Raw genomic sequence first — 16,631 nt, 5'->3', positions numbered from 1 at the left:
GACGCCCTCACTCCGGACGAACCATACGGCAGGTAGTCGCGGGTGTAAGCGCAGAGGCGGGAACAGTAGCTACGGTTTTCCAACCCCACCCGGTTTTCTCTTCATCAACCGGCACACCGCTTGAAAACGATGCTACATAGAGATCCTGGATGAGCTGATGGTCTTCCTTTCGCATCAGCACGTCGGCGCCGATCGCATTCTTGTACCGCATTCCCTCAAGCGCCAAGCCGACCTTCACAGGATCGGCCGAACCGACTTTGTTGATCGCCCGCACCAGCATGTCGATACTGGTCTTGGCCTGCAGATACCACCATCCCTGCTCGTTGTACTGTCGGCGGAAGTCGGCATTCAGTGCTTGCATTTCATCGCCGGGCACATTGGCATGCCAATTCACGACTTGGAAAACTTGACCATCCAGACCAGCTTGCTTGATAGCCGTCGGCGCACCCGCCAGGCCGCCATAAATGGTGTACCACTGCGTCTTCAGGCCGGCGTCGCCCGCAGCTTTCAACAACAGCGACAGATCGGCGCCCCAGTTTCCGGTAATCACGGAATCAGCGCCCGATGCGCGAATTTTCGCGATATACGGGGCGAAGTCGTTCACCTTGAGCAACGGGTGCAGCTCATCACCTACGATCTTTACGTCTGGGCGCTTGTCTCGCAGTTGCTTCCTCGCCTCGGTGCGAACAGACTGCCCGAAAGAGTAATCCTGATTGATCAGGTAAACGTTCTTGAGCGCAGGCTGCCCCTTCATAAACTCGACCAGCGCCGAAATCTTCACATTCGAGTCAGATTCGAATCGATAGTGCCAGAAATTGCATTTTTCATTGGTCAGTGCCGGATCCATCGGCCCGTAGCTCAGATATAGCACGCGCTTATCCGGGTTTCGCTCGTCGTGCTTGGCTATAAAGTCGGTGAGCGCAAGTGCAACGTTGGAGCCAAAACCTTGGTAGATGAATTTCACGCCATCGTCAATGGCTTTCTGTGCCTGCACGATCGTTTCTTGCGGAGCTCCTTTATTGTCGAAAAGCACTAGTTCAAGCTTTTTCCCACCCAAGACACCACCCGCCGCGTTCACCTTATCAATGAGGTAGCGGAAGTGCCTTGCGCCGTGCTCACCTGTGACTGCAGCACTACCGGACAACGGGTCGATGTAGGCCACTTTGATAGTGTCCTGAGCTGACGCAACGATCGGCAATGCACACAGGCCTGCAGCCATCAACAAGCCACGTCGAGAGAAGAAAATCGAATTCGTCATGAAATGTCTCCTGTTTGAAATTGAACTCTAAAGAACTAGTTAGACCAAGGAAATTTCGCCGAGGGCGGGGGCTTCTTCCAAGCGGAAGTGGCTTCAAGCTGCGTTGCCAACTGAAACAACGTGTGCTCGCAACCGAACCGAGTAGAAATCTGGACGCCTATCGGCAGGCCACTCTTCGAAACCGCCATGGGCATACTTGCAGCAGGGATGCCTGTCACGTTCGCAGGCACCGTGAATGCGAAAGAATCGATTACCCGCCTATATGCCTCGGTACCACCGTGGATCTGCGCATCAAAATAACCCAGGCGAGGAACCCCAAACGACAGCGTGGGAGTGAGCAGCACGTCATAGGTTTCAAAGAAGCGTCCTAGCGTTCTGGTAGCCGCCTGGAAGAACACCAGCCCTTGCAGATATTCCACTGCGCTACGACGGATGCCCAGTGAGAAGAGATGCTGATTAAACGGCTCCAACTGAGAAACCAATGTGTCGACATCAACCTGCCTGCTCTGGGCCATGGCGACCATCACACGTGTGATCGTCATTGGCCAAAATCCCTCGACGGCAGCTCGAAAGAGCTCGATGTCGATGGGCGGGGAGGCAAGGTCAACGTGATGACCAAGCGATTCACACAGTTGCGCCGTGGCTTGCGCCGCAGCTTGGCATTCTGGATCGACTTGGCAGGACAACATAGCCTCCAGGCTGAGGGCAATGCGCAGCCGCCCCGGAGAGCTTCGTGTCGCGTCGAGATAGCCCATTGGCGACGGTGGCGCAACATAGGGATCACCTGGCATGCTGCCTTGCGTCGCATCGAGCATGGCGGCGCTGTCGCGCACCGAGCGGCTTACAACATGCTCTGCCGTGATGCCACCAATCGACTCGCCAACATCAGGTCCTAGCGTGATGCGACCACGCGAAGGCTTGAGGCCAAACAACCCGCAGCAGGCGGCTGGAATACGAGTTGAACCCGCACCATCATTCGCATGCGCAACTGGCACGATACCGGCAGCCACGGCGGCCGCAGCACCTCCGCTGGAGCCACCAGGCGTGTGCGCAAGGTTCCAGGGATTCTTCGTGGCCCCAAACAGTCGAGGCTCTGTCGTGCCAACCGACACCATCTCCGGCACATTGCTCTTCCCGATGGTCACGAGGCCAGCAGCGCGGTAGCGACGCATCAGCTCGCTGTCGTGGTCTACGCGATTCTCGAGTAGGAGCGATGAGCTACCCGAGGTGACGGTACCTGCCATATGGCAGTAAAAATCCTTTACTAAAAATGGAACACCGCGAAAGGGACCGTCTTTGGCCATCAGGACCTCTTCACGCGCTAGCTCGTAAAGCGGCTGCGTCACCGCGTTGATATGCGGATTGATCTTCTCGCAGCGTTCGATTGCTGCGGTCACCAGCTCGAGTGGGGTGACTTCTCCATTTCGGACTAGCGCCGCCTGGTCCAGTGCATCGCGGTCGAGAATATCGTCAGCGCGCATCAAAGCCTCCATTGGTTCCACCCACAAGAAGCTGATCTGTCGCATCATCCAGCGCGCCTGAGAGGCGTTCAAATAGCTCGTCAAGTTCTGCAGGTCGGATGATGAGCGGCGGACAGATGGCAATCACGTCACCGAGATGCCGAACAATCAGACCTCGCTCGATAGCCCGCTCCAGCACCAATCGTCCCGCACACCCGACTGGGTCGAAACGCGTTCGGCTGTCCTTATCAGCTACCAGTTCAAGCGCACCCACCAATCCACAGCAACGCATATTGCCCACCAATGGGTGCTCCACTAGTTGCTGCAAACGCGCCTCGAACTGGCCTTTCAAGGCCTGGACCATCTTCACGACATCTATACGCTTGTAGGTGCGAAGTGCCTCGCAAGCTACAGCCGCAGTCACCGGATGGCCAGCGTAGGTAAACCCATGCCCGAAAATGCCGAGCCGCTGTGCTTCCTTCGCAACCACCTGATAGATTCCATCGGATATCAGAGCCGCACCGATCGGCAGGTAGCCCGATGACAATCCCTTTGCCACCGACATCATGTCCGGCACGAAGCCAAACGTCTGACAACCAAACCATTGGCCGGTCCGGCCAAATCCGGTAATTACCTCATCCGAAAGCAGCAGGATGTCATTGCGGCGCAGCACGTCGACAAGGCGCTCGTAGTAGCGCCGCGTCGGCACAAGTACACCGCCCGCGCCGCAGACAGGTTCAACGATCATCGCACCGATGGTGTCGGAACCTTCTCGCTGGATCAGGTGCTCTAGATTCACAATCGCCTGCTCGAAATAGTCTTCGTTCGACTGCCCAGGCTTGGCGTTCCGGTAGGCATCAATCGAGTCTGTGAAAACCACCTCCGCACCTGCGGGAACGAATGCGCCACGTACACTGGCAAGTCCACTCATCGCACTGGTGAAGATCGTGGCACCATGGAACGCACCCTCGCGGCAGATAATTTTTCTTTTGTGCGCACGTCCCAAAGCCGATTGATACAGCCATACCAGCTTAATCATCGTCTCATTCGCTTCCGCACCAGTGCTCGTGAAACTGATCTTCGCCTCGGGAATCGGGCTGATCTCACGCAATTCCTCACTCAAAGTGATCGACGCAGAATTGGAACGGTGGTTGAAGGTGTGATAAGTCGGTAGCCTCTCGAACTGCCTGTGGGCCGCAGCGGCAAGATTCCTGTTACTGAAGCCAAGGTTGGCGCACCATAGGCTCGACATCGCCTCGATGTAACGTCTACCCTTATCGTCTTCCACCCATATGCCGTCACCCTTTTCGATGATGAATGGCCCACGGCTCTGATGCACGATAGGGTCGGTCTGCGGATGCAGGATGCCTCGTACGTCCGCCGCTACAAAATCAATTGTCACGGGCGCACCTCGTCGACTTTGGCAGCCACGCAATCGATCTCGAAACGCCATTCGGGACGGCCGAGCGCCTTGACAATGGACAATGATGCTGCAGGGTACGGAGGAATGAACAACGCATCGCGGCAGCGGCGCACGATGGACAGATCTTCCTCGTAGCGGATGTAATAGTTCACATGTACCACGTCTCTGAGAGTCATACCCGCCGCCTCAAGCACCAAACCCAAGTTCTCGAACATGAGTCGCGCCTGGGATTCCACGTCATCGGGTATCACGCCATTCGGAGTCGCCCCGACCTGACCCGCTACATGCAGAACGCGCGCACCTAGTGGAATCTCGACAGCTTGGCTGTACGAGCCGAAGGGCGGCGCGACCTTCGAGGTTTCAATATGTTTGAGCATCTCTAGAACTCCTAAGGTGGTGGGGTCTATGCAAGCCGAGGCAGTCGACCGAGCAGACTCTCAATGGTTTCGCCGAGCGCCAGCAGGCGGGCGTCGTCGCCATAAATTCCATCCAACTCAAGCCCGACAGGTAAGCCCTCCGCAGTACGACCGGCAGGCAGCACTAAGCCCGGCAGACCTGCGCTGGCACCCGGATCGGTGTGACGCACGTAGGTGTTAAAGATCGGGACGGGCTTAGCGCCGTTGATGGACATATCTTGTGACGTCTGTGCAGACGCGATCGAAATCGCCGGCACTGGCGTGGCCGGGAACAGGATGGCATCGACCCGGTGTTGGACAAAGTAGTCTCGGTAATAGGCCTGTAAGCGCGGCCGGTGGATCGCCATGACATCCGGATAAGCAGAGCCGAAGGCGTCACTCAACACTGCCTTCCAGGCTCCTGCGACATCCGGGTTGGCGATCTGGGCGGCAATCGACGCCAGGGTTATTCCCTCGGCACCGCTTTCCATTAAATAGCGAGGTACGGCAGCGATCGGCTCATGCAACGCCAGTGCGGCAGAAACTTGCTCGTTCAACTCGAAGAGCTGCGGCATATCTGCGCCTACGAATACCACACCGGCTTCCGACAGCTTTCGTTGGACTGCCTCCATAGTGGAGCGAACACCGTCGTCCAGGTCCGCCCAAAGGCAGGGCGGAACCGCCAATCTCACACCACGCAACGCGGGCCGGGCTGACGGTCCCGAGCCCGTTAGCACTGCATCCAGCAGGACAACATCAGCCACGCAGCCAGCCATCAGGCCCGCTGTATCCTTGGTAGGACTGATGGGAAGAATCCCTGTGGAATCGTAGCGGCGGTTAGACGCTCCGTTGCCCACGGTGGGCCTGAAGCCTACTACTCCGCACAGCGACGCAGGGATCCGGATGGAGCCACTCGTGTCGGTCCCCAACGCACAGGGAACTATGCCACCAGCCACTGATGCGGCAGCGCCGCCTGACGAACCCCCGGTGATCTTCGAAGGGTCATACGGGTTCCTCGCAGTTCCGGGGAACGGGTCGCTATTGACATTGGTGATGCCGAAGGCCAACTCGTGCATGTTGGTCTTGGCCACCACGATCGCGCCAGCAGCTCGCAGACGCGCTACCAGCGGGGATTCGCCTTCTTGCGGTCTGAACGCCTTCAAGGCGCGAGTCCCGCCACTGGTGCCCCAGCCGGACACATTGATGTTGTCCTTGACGGAGATCGGCAGACCTTCAAGCGGAGCAAGTGACGCACCCGCCTGCCTACGCCTGTCGACCCGCTTCGCTGCATCAATGGCGGCCGACCAATCCTCGGCGATGAAGCAGTTGAGTGCACTCTGCGCCGCAGCACGCTCGCGGGCATGCTCCATGTACGCCTGCGCGGAAAGTTTTCCACTTGCGATTAGCGTTACGACATCGCTTGCGCTCAATCCGGACAGTACGGCCGTCGGTGTATTCATACTTCTCTCGCCTTTCGCTTTCTTGGTCTGTGCCTGGGACGGCGCAGCTACCCCAAAAGCAGGCAGCGTTAGTGCACCTCCGTACTTGAGAATCTGGCGCCGTGTGCGCAAACAGTCCATATTTGTCTCCACGTCTTGTCTAGGGTTAGTTGTTTCCGTCACTCGCGACGTTGCCTACATGCCTCTATAACCAGAAGGGCAATGCGTAGGCGTTAGCCACCTCGCGCGACCCGCCTTGCGAGGTCGAGGTATTTCTCCTGCTGTGCATGCAGCCGATCGGCAGGAGCGGAGAGCGCGATCGCGTAAGGCGAATGCCCGCCCTCCAGAGGGACCGCTAGGCAGCTCACGTCGTCAAGAAATTCTTCGTTGTCAATGGCGAATCGATTCGCCTGAATGAAACGGAATTCCTTCTCCAAAATAGCCTTTACCGTGATAGTTCGCGATGTTCTCTTCTTCAGCGGATGGCGCTGCAGATACTCGTAACTTCGACTGAGCGGTGCCAAGGCAAGGAGCAGTTTCCCTGCCGCGCGTGCGTGGGCATCAAGATACTGACCGTGGGGAACCTCTGCGGTAGCCACTGCATTCACACCTCTCACTACTGCCAATGTGACGATTTCTTCCTGCCACCAACCGACTGCGTAACAGGTCTCTCCGGTCGCTTCGGATAAGGCATGGACAATCGGGCGCAGATAGTCCGGAGCGGAAAATTGCCGCTGAAAGGCTGCACTGAGGAATCCGACGTTCAAACCAATGAGGTATCGGCGCTGCTCGTCACGCGAGAGAACTCGTAGGTGCAACAATGTATGGAGCAAGTGGTAGGTTGTCTGCCGCTCGATTCCAAGCCGTTCGCTGATTTCTCTAGCGAGCAATCCTTGATCGCTACTCGCTATCTCCATCAAGATATTGATTGCACGAGCAACCGAATTAATCCTCGGCTTTGCAGCGGACAATACTGTTTCCGTTTCAACGGAGAACACAGCTTCTTCTTTTTTATTCACATCAACACCTCACCCACGAGATTGCGAGCCGCATCTACGATTCGAGCCGTACTTGGAACGATTGCACTCTGCAGCACAGGAGACGCGGGCATCCGGCTGTCGAGACTGGCAACACGTCGGAATTGGACCGGCAAATACTTGGAGCTCTCTAGGATTCGCGTTATCACTTCTCCGCCGAACCCCCCGGTCTGGCTAGCCTCATGGACTACGACGATTCGTCTTCCGCATTGCGCCAGTGCCTTGTGAATAGCCTCTTCATCTAGCGGGGCCAACCAGCGGAGGTCGAGAACGGCAGCGTGAATACCGTGCTTCAGCAACACCTCGGCCGCTTCGATCATCTTCGGAACGACGCTTCCCCATCCAGCAAGAAGAACATCCTTACCCTCTACACGGACACACGCTCCACCAATGGGCGATGTGGGAGCGTCGAGGTCGACGATGCCCTTGGTCTGATAGAGCGCTCGGGACTCGATGATCACGCAGGGATCAGCATCTGCGATGGCGGCACGAAGCATGCCGTATGCATCTTCCGGGCAGGACGGCAGTCCGACCCGCAACCCAGGAATGTGCGCCAGCAAAGCTTCTAGACTCTGGGAATGCTGCGCACAGGATCCCGGGGTCGCGCCCTGCTGGGTTCGCACCACCATGGGAGCGCTGAACTTCCCACGCGTGAGATAACGGATATTCGCCGCCTGGTTTATCAGCTGATCGAGGGCGACCAACATGAAGTCGGCCCACATAATCTCGACTACCGGACGGCGCCCGCACATTGCAGAACCAACTGCTGCGCCGAGAATCGCACTCTCGGCGATAGGCGTGTCAAAAACTCGGTCGGCGCCAAACTCCTTCTGCAGATCTCGTGAGGCACCAAAGATTCCGCCGGCATAGCCAACGTCTTCTCCAAAGACCAATAGTTCTGGCCGATCCTGAAGCTCTCGGCGCAAGGCGTGATTGACAGCTTGTATGTACGTCAGCTCACGCCCCTCCGAAGTGCCAGTATTTGCGACCTCTTTTGGCACTGGCTGAAGCTCACCCACCACATGGAGACGAGCCTCGACGGGGTTTGGTGCAGCTAAGCCTCGCACTTCGTCCACGAGCGCAGCCACTTCAGCTGTCGCCTGCGCATCAATTGCTTCGACGTCTTTCGTTGCAACCAGACCCTGCCCAACAAGGCGTTCTCTCAGGAGAAGAAGCGGATCTTTGTCTTTCGCTTTTTTCCGATCTTCTTTGGGACGGTAATGCTCAATATCCCGGTTGTAGTGCCCCCAAAGACGAGGGAGCACGCACTCGATCAGTGTCGGCCCCTCACCATTACGAGCACGCGCGGCAGCCGCTTCTACGCTGTCTCTAACAGCTTTGGGGTCTGCACCATCAATAGTGATGCCTTGAATCCCATAACCGAGCGCTCGACGTGCAAGCCTCGAGACTTTCACGATTGATGACGTTGGCGTCATCTCCGACCAGCCATTGTTCTCGCAAATAAATACGACTGGCAGTTGCCGGCTGGCCGCGAACACAAGCGCTTCATGAGCAGCGCCTTGGCTCGTCGCACCGTCGCCAAAAGACACAACAACAACTCGATCGGATCCCTCAGACACACTGGCGAGCGCCGCACCACAGGCGATGGGTAGCCCTGCCCCCACGATCGAGTTTTCACCCAGGAAGCGCTGTTCGGGAGCCATCACAAGTGCCGAACCGGAACGCCCGCCGTTGATGCCGTCTGCCTTATGGCAGAGCTCTGCAAGAAGTGCCCGCGCTTCGATGCCGCTTTCAAGAGCCCATCCATGTCCACGGTATGTCGCCACCACTTGATCGTCAGCACGCAACGCCGCAATCGTTCCCACTGGCACAGCTTCCTGACCTGCACAGAAGTGCGCCGACCCCACGATCTGCGCATCGTCACCCTTGGTCAGTCGAAGCGCCGCCTCCTCAAAACTGCGGATAAAGCTCATCCGGCGATAAGCATCGAGCAGGAATTCAGAGTTCTCTTTAGTTGCCTCTTGCGTCATTTCCAGTTCCGCCGCTACCTGAGCGTTGTTGCACCGGAGTGAATGTATGGACTACTACCTCTATGTGTCAATTTAATGATTCATTTATCACCATTTGATGTTTCCAACGCTAGCGGGAGCATCTCTCAAGGGAGCGTTGTTGATATTTCGAGCGCTATAGCGCCAGCCCTCGTTGCGTATGCATCGCCCAAGACACCGAACTACCACGCACGGTCGCCGACAGCTGCTGCCCCAGCCGCCGCTCGATCACCGGCCGCCACGGCACGAGACTGAACCCGAGGCCATCGTCAAGCACGGCGAATCGGCCACTGGCAAGCTGGATCGACTGGCGATAGAAGCCACTGGCGCGCTGGCCGTCCTTGAGTGGGCGGTAACTGCGGCCGGTCTGCGCTTCGAGCTGCCGGCCGACGTGCGCCAGTTCGCGCTCGCGCAGCGTCGCCAGCAGGTTGCGGGCGAGGACGATGCGCTGGCCCCGGCGCTCGGCCAACCCCTGCCCGGCGAGGAAGTCCACGCGCTGCTGCATCGCTTCGCGCGCTCGCGCGCCGAAGCCCTGCGGCGCCAGCGCCTTGCCTTCGTCCAGCAGTTGCCGGTCCAGCCAGGTGGCACCGAGGGCGCGCACCTGCTGCTCGATGGGCAGGTGCGAGCGCAGTTCGATGGCCTGGCCGGGGGCCTTGCCCGCGTCATGCCGCTGAGCCTGCGCCCGCAAGTCGCCGGGGATCTTCCAGACGCCATCGCCCACGCGCTCCACGATGCCGGCGCGGCGCAGTGCCTCCAGCCGGCGCACGTGGATCTCCACCGTGGCCTGCGGGTCGCGCTGGCCGGCCCGCTTGAGCTGGGCGGCATGGCCCGCCGTGGTGTAGGTGCCGTCCTTCGATGCGGCCAGGATGGCGCGATCGACGGCCCTGGGTTGCCCCGCCGGCCTGGCCTCCACGATGCCGCCGATGGGCAGCTCGCCCAGGTCGGCACCGGCCTGCAGCTTGAGGTAGTGCGCGCGGCCGTCGATGCCATCGACCACCAGATAGCCGCGGTCATGCAATTCGTCCGCCAGGCCCTTGCCGACGATGCGGCCGAGCACGGGTGTGCCGGTCTCGCCGATCACCAGCTCGCGCTGCTGGCCGGCGAGGGCACGGCGCATGGCATGCAGCGCGTCCTCGCGCTCGCCCAAGGCGCCCAGCGTCGCGGCCAGGCCGGGTTTGAGCGTCCAGCGGTGGGCATCGATCCGCTCGGCCAGACCCATGCCTTCGAGCCGCTGCAACCGGGCGCGCAGGACGTTCTGGCGCTGGCGGTCCTGCGGGCTTGCCGTGAAGTCGATGCCGTCCGCACCGACCTGGCGGATCAGCGCCCGGTCCAGGCTGGTCAGGCGCTGCTGGTCCACCTCGCGCAGCAGGCTCTGGCGCATCTCGGCCTCGGTGCGCGGCCCCAGCCACTCGGTGGCGATCTCGCTGGCGCGCTGGCGCATGCCGTGGGCCATGTAGTCCGGGGCGATGACCAGGTGCTCGCCGCCGGCCGTGTGGCCGTTGAGCACGATGTGGGTGTGCGGGTTGTCCGTGTCCCAATGGTCCACGGCCACCCAGTCCAGGCGCGTCTCCAGATCGATCTCGATGCGGCGCATGAGCTGGCGCGTGAAGCCCTTGAGGTCTTCGATCTCCAGCCCATCCTCGGCTGAGACGATGAAGCGGAACTGGTGGCGGTCGGCCTGGCCCCGCTCCTGGAAGGATTGGAGGTCGGCCGCATCGGTGTCTGCGCCATAGGCTTGCCCCTTCTGCCCGTCGCGGGTGACGCCCTCGCGCTCGATGTAGCGCAGGTGCACGGCCACCGAGTGCGGGCTGGCACGTTGCAGCACCACGAAGCGGCTCTTGACGATCACGCGCCGGGCGTTGGCGCCCAGGCCCCGGCCGGCCAGCGTGGCCGCGACCCGCCCGCGGCCGAAGGTGTTGGCGGGCCTGTTGATGGTCTTGCCCGAGCGGCTGGTGCCGGCCCCGGACACCTGCTTGAGCACCTGGGTAATGAAGCGCTGCGGACGCGGGCCGGCGCGCGACTTCGGCGGCGAAGGTCGCACGCGGAAGCGGTCATCGTCACGCGATGCCATGCCGCAGTCCCTGGCGCAGCGTGGCGCTATGCAGCGCAAACGGCACTCGGCATCGACAGCGGCGACGCACATTCCGGTGTCCGCGCGGCACGCACGGCACCCCTAGCGGTGCCACCGCGAGCCCACGTGCAGACTGGCTTGCAGCGGCGCCGCGTGCCGCCCCCTTTATCTGGCCCTCTGCCCGCGCCCCCCGCATCCGCTCCCGGCTCCGGCATGCCGCCAGCCACGCGATGGACGCGCAGCGCCGCCCAAAGGGCCGCGCGGGTGCAGCCGGCGCTGCACGCTGGCGCGGGGCTCCCTGCACGCTGGAATGCAGGCGAAGCGCAGCTGCCGCCGCAGTCCGGCGGCACGGCTGATGCGCGCTCGGAGGCAGAAGCACGGCCCTCACCATGTCCACACCGGCTGCGCGATGCCGAGCACCGCGACGGCATCGATCGGCCCGAAATATCGGCTGTCAAACGACGCCGGATTCGTGTCGCTGAGCAGGAACAACTCGTGCCCTGCGAGCACTCGACAATGCGCCCACGGCTGCAATGGCCTGTGTGCACCATCGCGCGCGAGCGCGGCGGCGACGGGCACGCCGTCGATCCACACCAGGCGATCCACCACGCACACCGTCTGCGGCGCCACGGCGCCCACGCGCTTGAGGATGGGCACGCCCTCGGGCAGGTAGCCGCGCTGCTCCGCGAACGTGGCCACGCCGGCTGGAAGGCGGGCCAAGACGATGCTGCCGGGCCGTAAATGGCCGGACATCTGGCCGTGCATCGAGCCGGCGCCGTCGAGCGCATCGACGCGATACCAGCCGCGCGCCACGCTGTCGCTCGGGTTGAACACGACGCGAACGGGCAGCGGCAGCGCGATCGGCATGGCGAGCCCGGCCAGGGCGAGCCCCATGCAGGCCAGCAGCGCGCAGCGGTGCATGGCCGTCATCGCAGCGCCTCGCGGGCCAGGTGCGCGGCATGGCGCTCGGGCGTGTACGCGGGCAACGGCTGGCGCGCAGCCAGCCGGTTGTCGACCATGCGCCAGTAGAGCGGCGCGGCGGCGCAGGGATCGAGGCCGGCCGCATCGATGGCTTCGACGGCGGCGAGCACGGCCTTGACGCGCGGCTCGCCATCGGCGCGCAGCAGGATGCGCGCGCCGGGCGACACGCCCGAGATGCGTTGCGCGTCATCCAGCGGCCTGGGCGCCTGCAGCACCATGAGCTGCCAAAGCGCCGTGCCGAAGTCGTTGCCCAGCCACTTGACGCGGCAGCAAACGGCGCCCGGCATGAACACCGCCACGCGCCGCCAGCGGTCCAGCACGATCTCGCGCACCGGCTGGCCAAAACGCAGCCAGACATTCACGCGGCGCTCCAGGAAAGCAAGCGAGACGTGCATCGGCGCAGCCATCGGGGCCGGGGGCGACGCCACCTTCATGGCCGCACCTGCGGGTACTCGCGCTCCAGCAGTTCGCGCAACATGTCGGCGGCGGTGATGCCGCGCTGGAACGCGATCACCTTGATGCGCCCGCGCAGCGCAGGCGTTACGTCGATGGTCAGGCGTGCGGTGAACACCGCTGCCTTCGCCAGCGCAGCAGTGGTGTCCTCGCGATGCACCCAGGCAGTAGCCGGATCGGTGGCGGGCCGACGGCCTATGGCGGTGCGGCGCGGGGCCGTCATCGCAAGGCCTCCTGCACGGCCCACGCCAGCGCCGTGATCTCGCGCGCGGCCGCACTTCGGGGCGCTGACTCGCACACCAGTCGGCCCGCCGCCACACTGTCGGCAAACGCAATGCGCTGCGCGACGTCGGCGCGCAACGTCGGAAACGGCTGATCGGCCAGCGCCGCACGCGCCTCACGGCCGATCACGGTGCCGACCACGCGCCGGTTGATGACGAAGGCCGCGCGCAAGTCTGGCCGGAACACCCGCGCCTCATGGATCAGCGCCACCATCTCCTGCGTGGCCCAGACATCGTAGGCACTGGGCTGTACCGGAATCAGCACCAGGTCGGCCGCCAGCAGCGCCGAGCGCGCGAGCGCCGCCACCCGGGGTGGTCCGTCGATGACCACGAAATCCGCCTCCTGTGCGATCGCGGGCACGTCGCGGTGCAGGGTGTCCCTCGCCAGCCCGAAGACCCCGTACAGGCGCCCCTGACCGCTTTGCAGGCGCCGCTGCGCCCAATCGAGGGCCGAGCCCTGGGGATCGGCATCGAGCAGCGTCACGCGCCGCCCCTGCATCGCCAGCTCGCCCGCCAGGTGCGTGGCAAGCGTCGTCTTGCCCGCGCCGCCCTTCTGGTTGAGCAGTGCGATGACCTTGCCGATGCGGCCGACCTCGCTTCCTGACGCACTGGCTTCCCGCGCTCCGGATGCCACGCTGCCCGCTTTTTGAGCAGCGGCATTCACCCCCCATCTTTTATTCATAGAGTTAGTCCTTGTTATGGATAAAAGTTACGCAAGCCCCAAACCATTTCCCCGCGCGGGTTCCCGGCGTTTTTGCGCCGGTGATTCCCTGTGTCGGGCGCCGGCGATTCCCTGTGCGCCGCGCCGGTGATTCCCCGAGCCCGCGCACAAGCTATCCACAGCTTCTTCAACATATCCTGTGGACAAGTCACCAGGGGCAGCGGCAACCGGGTCGGCCGCGCCGACCTTGCGAAACGTCAGCCATTCGGTGCGCCCACGCCATTCGATGGCGAGCCGGTAGCCCGGCAGCGTCTGGCGGGCCGCCAGCGCGCGCAGGTGCAGTGCGAAGTCGCGGTAGCGCTGCAAGCTGCCGGACTTCAGGTACAGGTAGCGCAGCTCGAAGCGCCAGCCGCCCGGCTGACGCCCGCCGTGCTTGCGCACCAGTCGGTAGAGCCAGCGCTCGATGCCGCCCGTGAGGCGGAAGTAGGCCGGATCGAGCGTGAGCACCAGCGCGTTCTGAATGACGCCGGAATAGAACCAGTCCGGCAGGATCAGCTCGATGCCGCCGCTCTGTCCGTTCCTGCGGCCATCGGAGCGCACGTGCTCGCGCCACTCGTTGATCCAGGAGAAGCGGTGCATGCGCCGACCGGCCTGGCGGATCGAAGTCAGCACCGTGGTGGACTGCAGCCGGTCGAGGCTGGCACGCAGCATGCGGTAGTCCTTGGGCGCCGTGCCCCGGCCGGCAAAGCGCAGGATCTCGTGGGGCGTGGCCGCCATTAGGCGTGACGTGGCCCGGCCCTCGTCGCGCGCCTGCACGATTTGGCTGGCCGCCCAGATCAGCACGTCGGCGTCCCAGATGGTGGCGATGCCGTGCTCGGGCACGCCCTCCACGGTGAGTGAGACGCCGCCGGCCTCAAAGCGGATTGGCACCACGCGCCGCGACTTGGCCAGGCTGAAAAATGGATAGGCCATCAGGTCCTGTGCGTCGCGCAGCGCCATGTCCTCGGCCGGCTGCGCGCGAAACAGTTCGAGCTGTTCGCGTTCGCTGGCGTGCCTGTTCATGGCCGCTTCCATCCAGCGCAGCCAGGGGGTGCTCAGCGGGTCGAGCTGCGCACCGTGCGGCCCGGGTCGGACGTCATGCCGTAGGCGCGGCTGTCGGCCCAGGCGAGCAGGTCGGCCGCCGCATAGAGCACGCGGGCGCCGAACTTGCGAAACCGTGGCCCTCCGCCCAGCACGCGCTGCTTCTCCAGCGTGCGCGGCGACAGGCGCAGCAGCGCGGCCGCCTCGCCGGTGGTCAGGAATTCAGGCTTTGCGGTCGTGGCCGCGTCCAGCCGTGGCGCAGCCGCCGCCGCGCCGTGCGTAGGGGTCGAATCTCCGATTGCCATGGGGGCCTCCATCTCGCCGTGGGGGCCGCCATCCAGACGCAGCCCGATGCAGAGCAGTCTGGGCAAGAAGGGGCGTGGTGCGAAGGGAGATTCGGCGCGCAGCGTTCGTCTCCGTAGGCCTGCGTCAAGCGAGATGAAATTCAGCGCACCCCTGCAAGCCGCAGGTAGCCGCCGTCCACCAGGGCGCGAGCACGGGCGATGATGTGGCGCACCTGTGCGCGCAGCTCGCTGTCGGCGTGCCAGTGCGCCGCCACGGCATCAACCCCGAAAAGGACGACGGCCACGTCGCGCTGCGTGCCGCCGTCCTGCAGGGCGTCGAGCGCCTGCAGGCAGCGCATGTGCATGAGATCGACGCGAGTCACGGCCCTGGCCCGGCAGCACTCGGGGGAATCGCCCGCGAGCCGCAGGCACAGGGCTGCGCCCTCGGCGCGGCAGCTACCCACCGGCATCGTGACGTGGCAGGCCGCCCCCGCCTCCAGGTTCAGCGCCAGGCAGGCGCACACGCGGTTCGTGCCATCGCCCGCGCAGAACACCAGGTCCAGGCCGGTGTGCAGCACGCACTTGCATCCCGGGACGGCCCACGGCCGGAAGACCGCACTCGGCCGCACCCCGGCATCCCGCGCCGGCCGCACATGCGCCATGGCGCCTTCGGCCCCGATCCAGACCGGATGCACGCGGCGGGCATCGAGCCCTGGATCAAGGGCGACACCGCAACCCCCAGCGCCGCGCGGCGGCATCGCGTCGGGCAGGCGGCGCCTCGCGCCAGGCGGCACGGTAGCCCGCGTGGCGGCGCAAAAACTCCCAGGCCAGTGCCGACGCGTCCAAGGTCAGCGCGTACAGATAGGCGGCGGTGGCGCAGCAAGGCGCCGAAGATGGATCGGCATCGCGTCGAATCGTCATGAGGCGAACTCCAAGGGAAAACCCTTAAGCTGCCACACCCTCGAATGGAATGGCTCGCTATCGCGGCGAGGGCTGACCGCGCCGCGGGCCCGCCAGGTAACTTGTGCGACCGGTTGTGCGCATGTGGTCAGTCCGTGACCATCCCGTCGCGCCGAGCATCGACCACGTAGGCGGACAGGGTCTTGCGCGCGCGGTAGCCGGGCTCCAGCGCCACCGGCAAGCCCCTCGGGCCACGGATACCCGCCAGCATCGCCAGACTCACCTCGCCCAGGTCGGGACAGCCGACCCCGGCGTCGATCAGCCCGAAGGCGCGGTCGCCATCGGCGTCGAGTGCGGTCAGCACCCAGCAGGCGTCGCAGCCCGGGGCGTAGAGCTTGACCACCGGATAGGGGTCGGTGTCCTCGCCACGGTCGCGGGCCGCGCCGTTGGCGAGCATGGCGCGGCGCTGGTCATCGGTGAGGAAGGGCATGGGCACTCCTGCGGTCGATATTCTGTTTTGTACCATACAAGCGGGTGCATAAAAGATGCACAGCGACGAAATTCGTCGCCGTGCGCGCCAACCAGGATCCAGCTCTTCTTCAAGCCTTTGCGGCCGAACTCAAGGCCCGGCGCGCCGCGTCGAGCGTCAGTCAGGAGGGGCTGGCCTTTGCATCGGGCGTCACGCGCACCTTCGTGGCCAAGCTGGAACTGGGACAGACGAGCCCGTCGCTGACGACGCTGTTTCGCCTGGCCGAGGGCCTGGAGATCGGGCCCGACGAAATGATCCAGTCCACGATGAAGCGGTACAAAAAAGAGCTGCGGGCGCAGGCCAAGGCAGGGTAAGAGCATGGTGCGCATGCAGCTCGGCAGGCGCCACCCGCCGGTGGCGCCCATGGCCG

General features: G+C 63.3%; 17 protein-coding genes and 1 pseudogene. 1 reads left to right on the top strand and 17 read right to left on the bottom strand.

Annotated features, from left to right (window positions below):
* Positions 1-7: 7 nt before the first annotated feature.
* From C6571_RS15780 to C6571_RS15705, 17 genes and pseudogenes are all read right to left on the bottom strand, one after another.
* A complete protein-coding gene (locus C6571_RS15780; RefSeq protein ID WP_211300659.1) occupies positions 8-1,258 on the bottom strand; it encodes a branched-chain amino acid ABC transporter substrate-binding protein in 1,251 nt (416 codons plus the stop codon).
* Between the two features lie 35 nt (positions 1,259-1,293).
* Positions 1,294-2,787, bottom strand: a complete 1,494-nt coding sequence (locus tag C6571_RS15775) for an amidase (protein WP_211300658.1) — start codon at positions 2,785-2,787, stop codon at positions 1,294-1,296.
* Positions 2,729-4,120, bottom strand: a complete 1,392-nt coding sequence (locus tag C6571_RS15770) for an aminotransferase (protein WP_211300657.1) — start codon at positions 4,118-4,120, stop codon at positions 2,729-2,731. The genes C6571_RS15775 and C6571_RS15770 overlap by 59 nt, the downstream gene beginning before the upstream one ends.
* Complete coding sequence (locus C6571_RS15765) at positions 4,117-4,518, bottom strand: RidA family protein (RefSeq protein WP_106447530.1); 402 nt, start codon at positions 4,516-4,518, stop codon at positions 4,117-4,119. Before C6571_RS15765 ends, C6571_RS15770 begins: the two co-directional genes overlap by 4 nt.
* A 26-nt stretch (positions 4,519-4,544) precedes the next feature.
* Positions 4,545-5,996, bottom strand: a complete 1,452-nt coding sequence (locus tag C6571_RS15760; protein WP_170094763.1) for an amidase family protein — start codon at positions 5,994-5,996, stop codon at positions 4,545-4,547.
* A gap of 212 nt (positions 5,997-6,208) precedes the next feature.
* Positions 6,209-6,994 carry an IclR family transcriptional regulator gene (locus C6571_RS15755; RefSeq protein ID WP_211300656.1) on the bottom strand — a complete coding sequence of 262 codons (786 nt, stop codon included), beginning with the start codon at positions 6,992-6,994 and terminating at the stop codon, positions 6,209-6,211.
* Entirely contained in the window at positions 6,991-9,003 is a 2,013-nt protein-coding gene (locus C6571_RS15750) for an alpha-ketoacid dehydrogenase subunit alpha/beta (protein WP_106447527.1), read from the bottom strand. Before C6571_RS15750 ends, C6571_RS15755 begins: the two co-directional genes overlap by 4 nt.
* 154 nt (positions 9,004-9,157) lie before the next feature.
* Entirely contained in the window at positions 9,158-11,092 is a 1,935-nt protein-coding gene (locus C6571_RS15745) for a DUF3363 domain-containing protein (RefSeq protein ID WP_106447526.1), read from the bottom strand.
* Between the two features lie 384 nt (positions 11,093-11,476).
* Positions 11,477-12,022: a S26 family signal peptidase gene (locus C6571_RS15740; protein WP_476749586.1), complete on the bottom strand. Its 546-nt coding sequence runs from the start codon at positions 12,020-12,022 to the stop codon at positions 11,477-11,479.
* Positions 12,019-12,507, bottom strand: a complete 489-nt coding sequence (locus C6571_RS15735) for a DUF2840 domain-containing protein (protein ID WP_106447525.1) — start codon at positions 12,505-12,507, stop codon at positions 12,019-12,021. Before C6571_RS15735 ends, C6571_RS15740 begins: the two co-directional genes overlap by 4 nt.
* Entirely contained in the window at positions 12,504-12,749 is a 246-nt protein-coding gene (locus C6571_RS15730) for a chromosome partitioning protein ParB (protein WP_106447524.1), read from the bottom strand. The genes C6571_RS15735 and C6571_RS15730 overlap by 4 nt, the downstream gene beginning before the upstream one ends.
* The gene (gene parA, locus C6571_RS15725; protein WP_106447523.1) at positions 12,746-13,489 is read right to left on the bottom strand and encodes a ParA family partition ATPase; all 744 of its coding nucleotides are present in this window, start codon (positions 13,487-13,489) and stop codon (positions 12,746-12,748) included. The genes C6571_RS15730 and parA overlap by 4 nt, the downstream gene beginning before the upstream one ends.
* A gap of 222 nt (positions 13,490-13,711) precedes the next feature.
* Positions 13,712-14,542: pseudogene (locus C6571_RS15720) on the bottom strand (replication initiator protein A); the annotation flags it as partial.
* A 20-nt stretch (positions 14,543-14,562) separates the two neighbouring features.
* Complete coding sequence (locus tag C6571_RS15715; protein ID WP_146139353.1) at positions 14,563-14,853, bottom strand: helix-turn-helix transcriptional regulator; 291 nt, start codon at positions 14,851-14,853, stop codon at positions 14,563-14,565.
* 140 nt (positions 14,854-14,993) lie between these two features.
* Complete coding sequence (locus C6571_RS15710) at positions 14,994-15,410, bottom strand: DUF2285 domain-containing protein (RefSeq protein WP_170094761.1); 417 nt, start codon at positions 15,408-15,410, stop codon at positions 14,994-14,996.
* A 139-nt stretch (positions 15,411-15,549) separates the two neighbouring features.
* On the bottom strand, positions 15,550-15,753 hold the full coding sequence (locus C6571_RS19555; RefSeq protein ID WP_146139351.1) for a transcriptional regulator domain-containing protein: 204 nt from the start codon (positions 15,751-15,753) through the stop codon (positions 15,550-15,552).
* A gap of 127 nt (positions 15,754-15,880) precedes the next feature.
* Positions 15,881-16,258 (bottom strand): DUF2958 domain-containing protein, encoded by a 378-nt coding sequence (locus tag C6571_RS15705; RefSeq protein WP_245901312.1) that lies wholly within the window; start codon positions 16,256-16,258, stop codon positions 15,881-15,883.
* A 44-nt stretch (positions 16,259-16,302) separates the two neighbouring features.
* On the opposite strand from C6571_RS15705, the gene C6571_RS15700 reads away from it, so the two are divergent.
* Positions 16,303-16,575, top strand: a complete 273-nt coding sequence (locus tag C6571_RS15700; protein WP_106447520.1) for a helix-turn-helix domain-containing protein — start codon at positions 16,303-16,305, stop codon at positions 16,573-16,575.
* The last annotated feature ends 56 nt before the right edge of the window (positions 16,576-16,631 follow it).

This window comes from Simplicispira suum (genome assembly GCF_003008595.1).
GTDB lineage: Bacteria > Pseudomonadota > Gammaproteobacteria > Burkholderiales > Burkholderiaceae_C > Simplicispira > Simplicispira suum.
Note: the sequence above shows the minus strand (reverse complement) of the source record. Positions and strands in the feature narration are given on the sequence as shown.

Coding starts and splice junctions, on each gene's coding strand:
- C6571_RS15780 (WP_211300659.1), bottom strand. CDS start 1,258: ATGACGAATTCGATTTTCTTCTCTCGACGTGGCTTGTTGATGGCTGCA.
- C6571_RS15775 (WP_211300658.1), bottom strand. CDS start 2,787: ATGATGCGACAGATCAGCTTCTTGTGGGTGGAACCAATGGAGGCTTTG.
- C6571_RS15765 (WP_106447530.1), bottom strand. CDS start 4,518: ATGCTCAAACATATTGAAACCTCGAAGGTCGCGCCGCCCTTCGGCTCG.
- C6571_RS15760 (WP_170094763.1), bottom strand. CDS start 5,996: ATGAATACACCGACGGCCGTACTGTCCGGATTGAGCGCAAGCGATGTC.
- C6571_RS15750 (WP_106447527.1), bottom strand. CDS start 9,003: ATGACGCAAGAGGCAACTAAAGAGAACTCTGAATTCCTGCTCGATGCT.
- C6571_RS15745 (WP_106447526.1), bottom strand. CDS start 11,092: ATGGCATCGCGTGACGATGACCGCTTCCGCGTGCGACCTTCGCCGCCG.
- C6571_RS15740 (WP_476749586.1), bottom strand. CDS start 12,022: ATGACGGCCATGCACCGCTGCGCGCTGCTGGCCTGCATGGGGCTCGCC.
- C6571_RS15735 (WP_106447525.1), bottom strand. CDS start 12,507: ATGAAGGTGGCGTCGCCCCCGGCCCCGATGGCTGCGCCGATGCACGTC.
- C6571_RS15730 (WP_106447524.1), bottom strand. CDS start 12,749: ATGACGGCCCCGCGCCGCACCGCCATAGGCCGTCGGCCCGCCACCGAT.
- parA (WP_106447523.1), bottom strand. CDS start 13,489: ATGAATAAAAGATGGGGGGTGAATGCCGCTGCTCAAAAAGCGGGCAGC.
- C6571_RS15715 (WP_146139353.1), bottom strand. CDS start 14,853: ATGGCAATCGGAGATTCGACCCCTACGCACGGCGCGGCGGCGGCTGCG.
- C6571_RS19555 (WP_146139351.1), bottom strand. CDS start 15,753: ATGACGATTCGACGCGATGCCGATCCATCTTCGGCGCCTTGCTGCGCC.
- C6571_RS15705 (WP_245901312.1), bottom strand. CDS start 16,258: ATGGTACAAAACAGAATATCGACCGCAGGAGTGCCCATGCCCTTCCTC.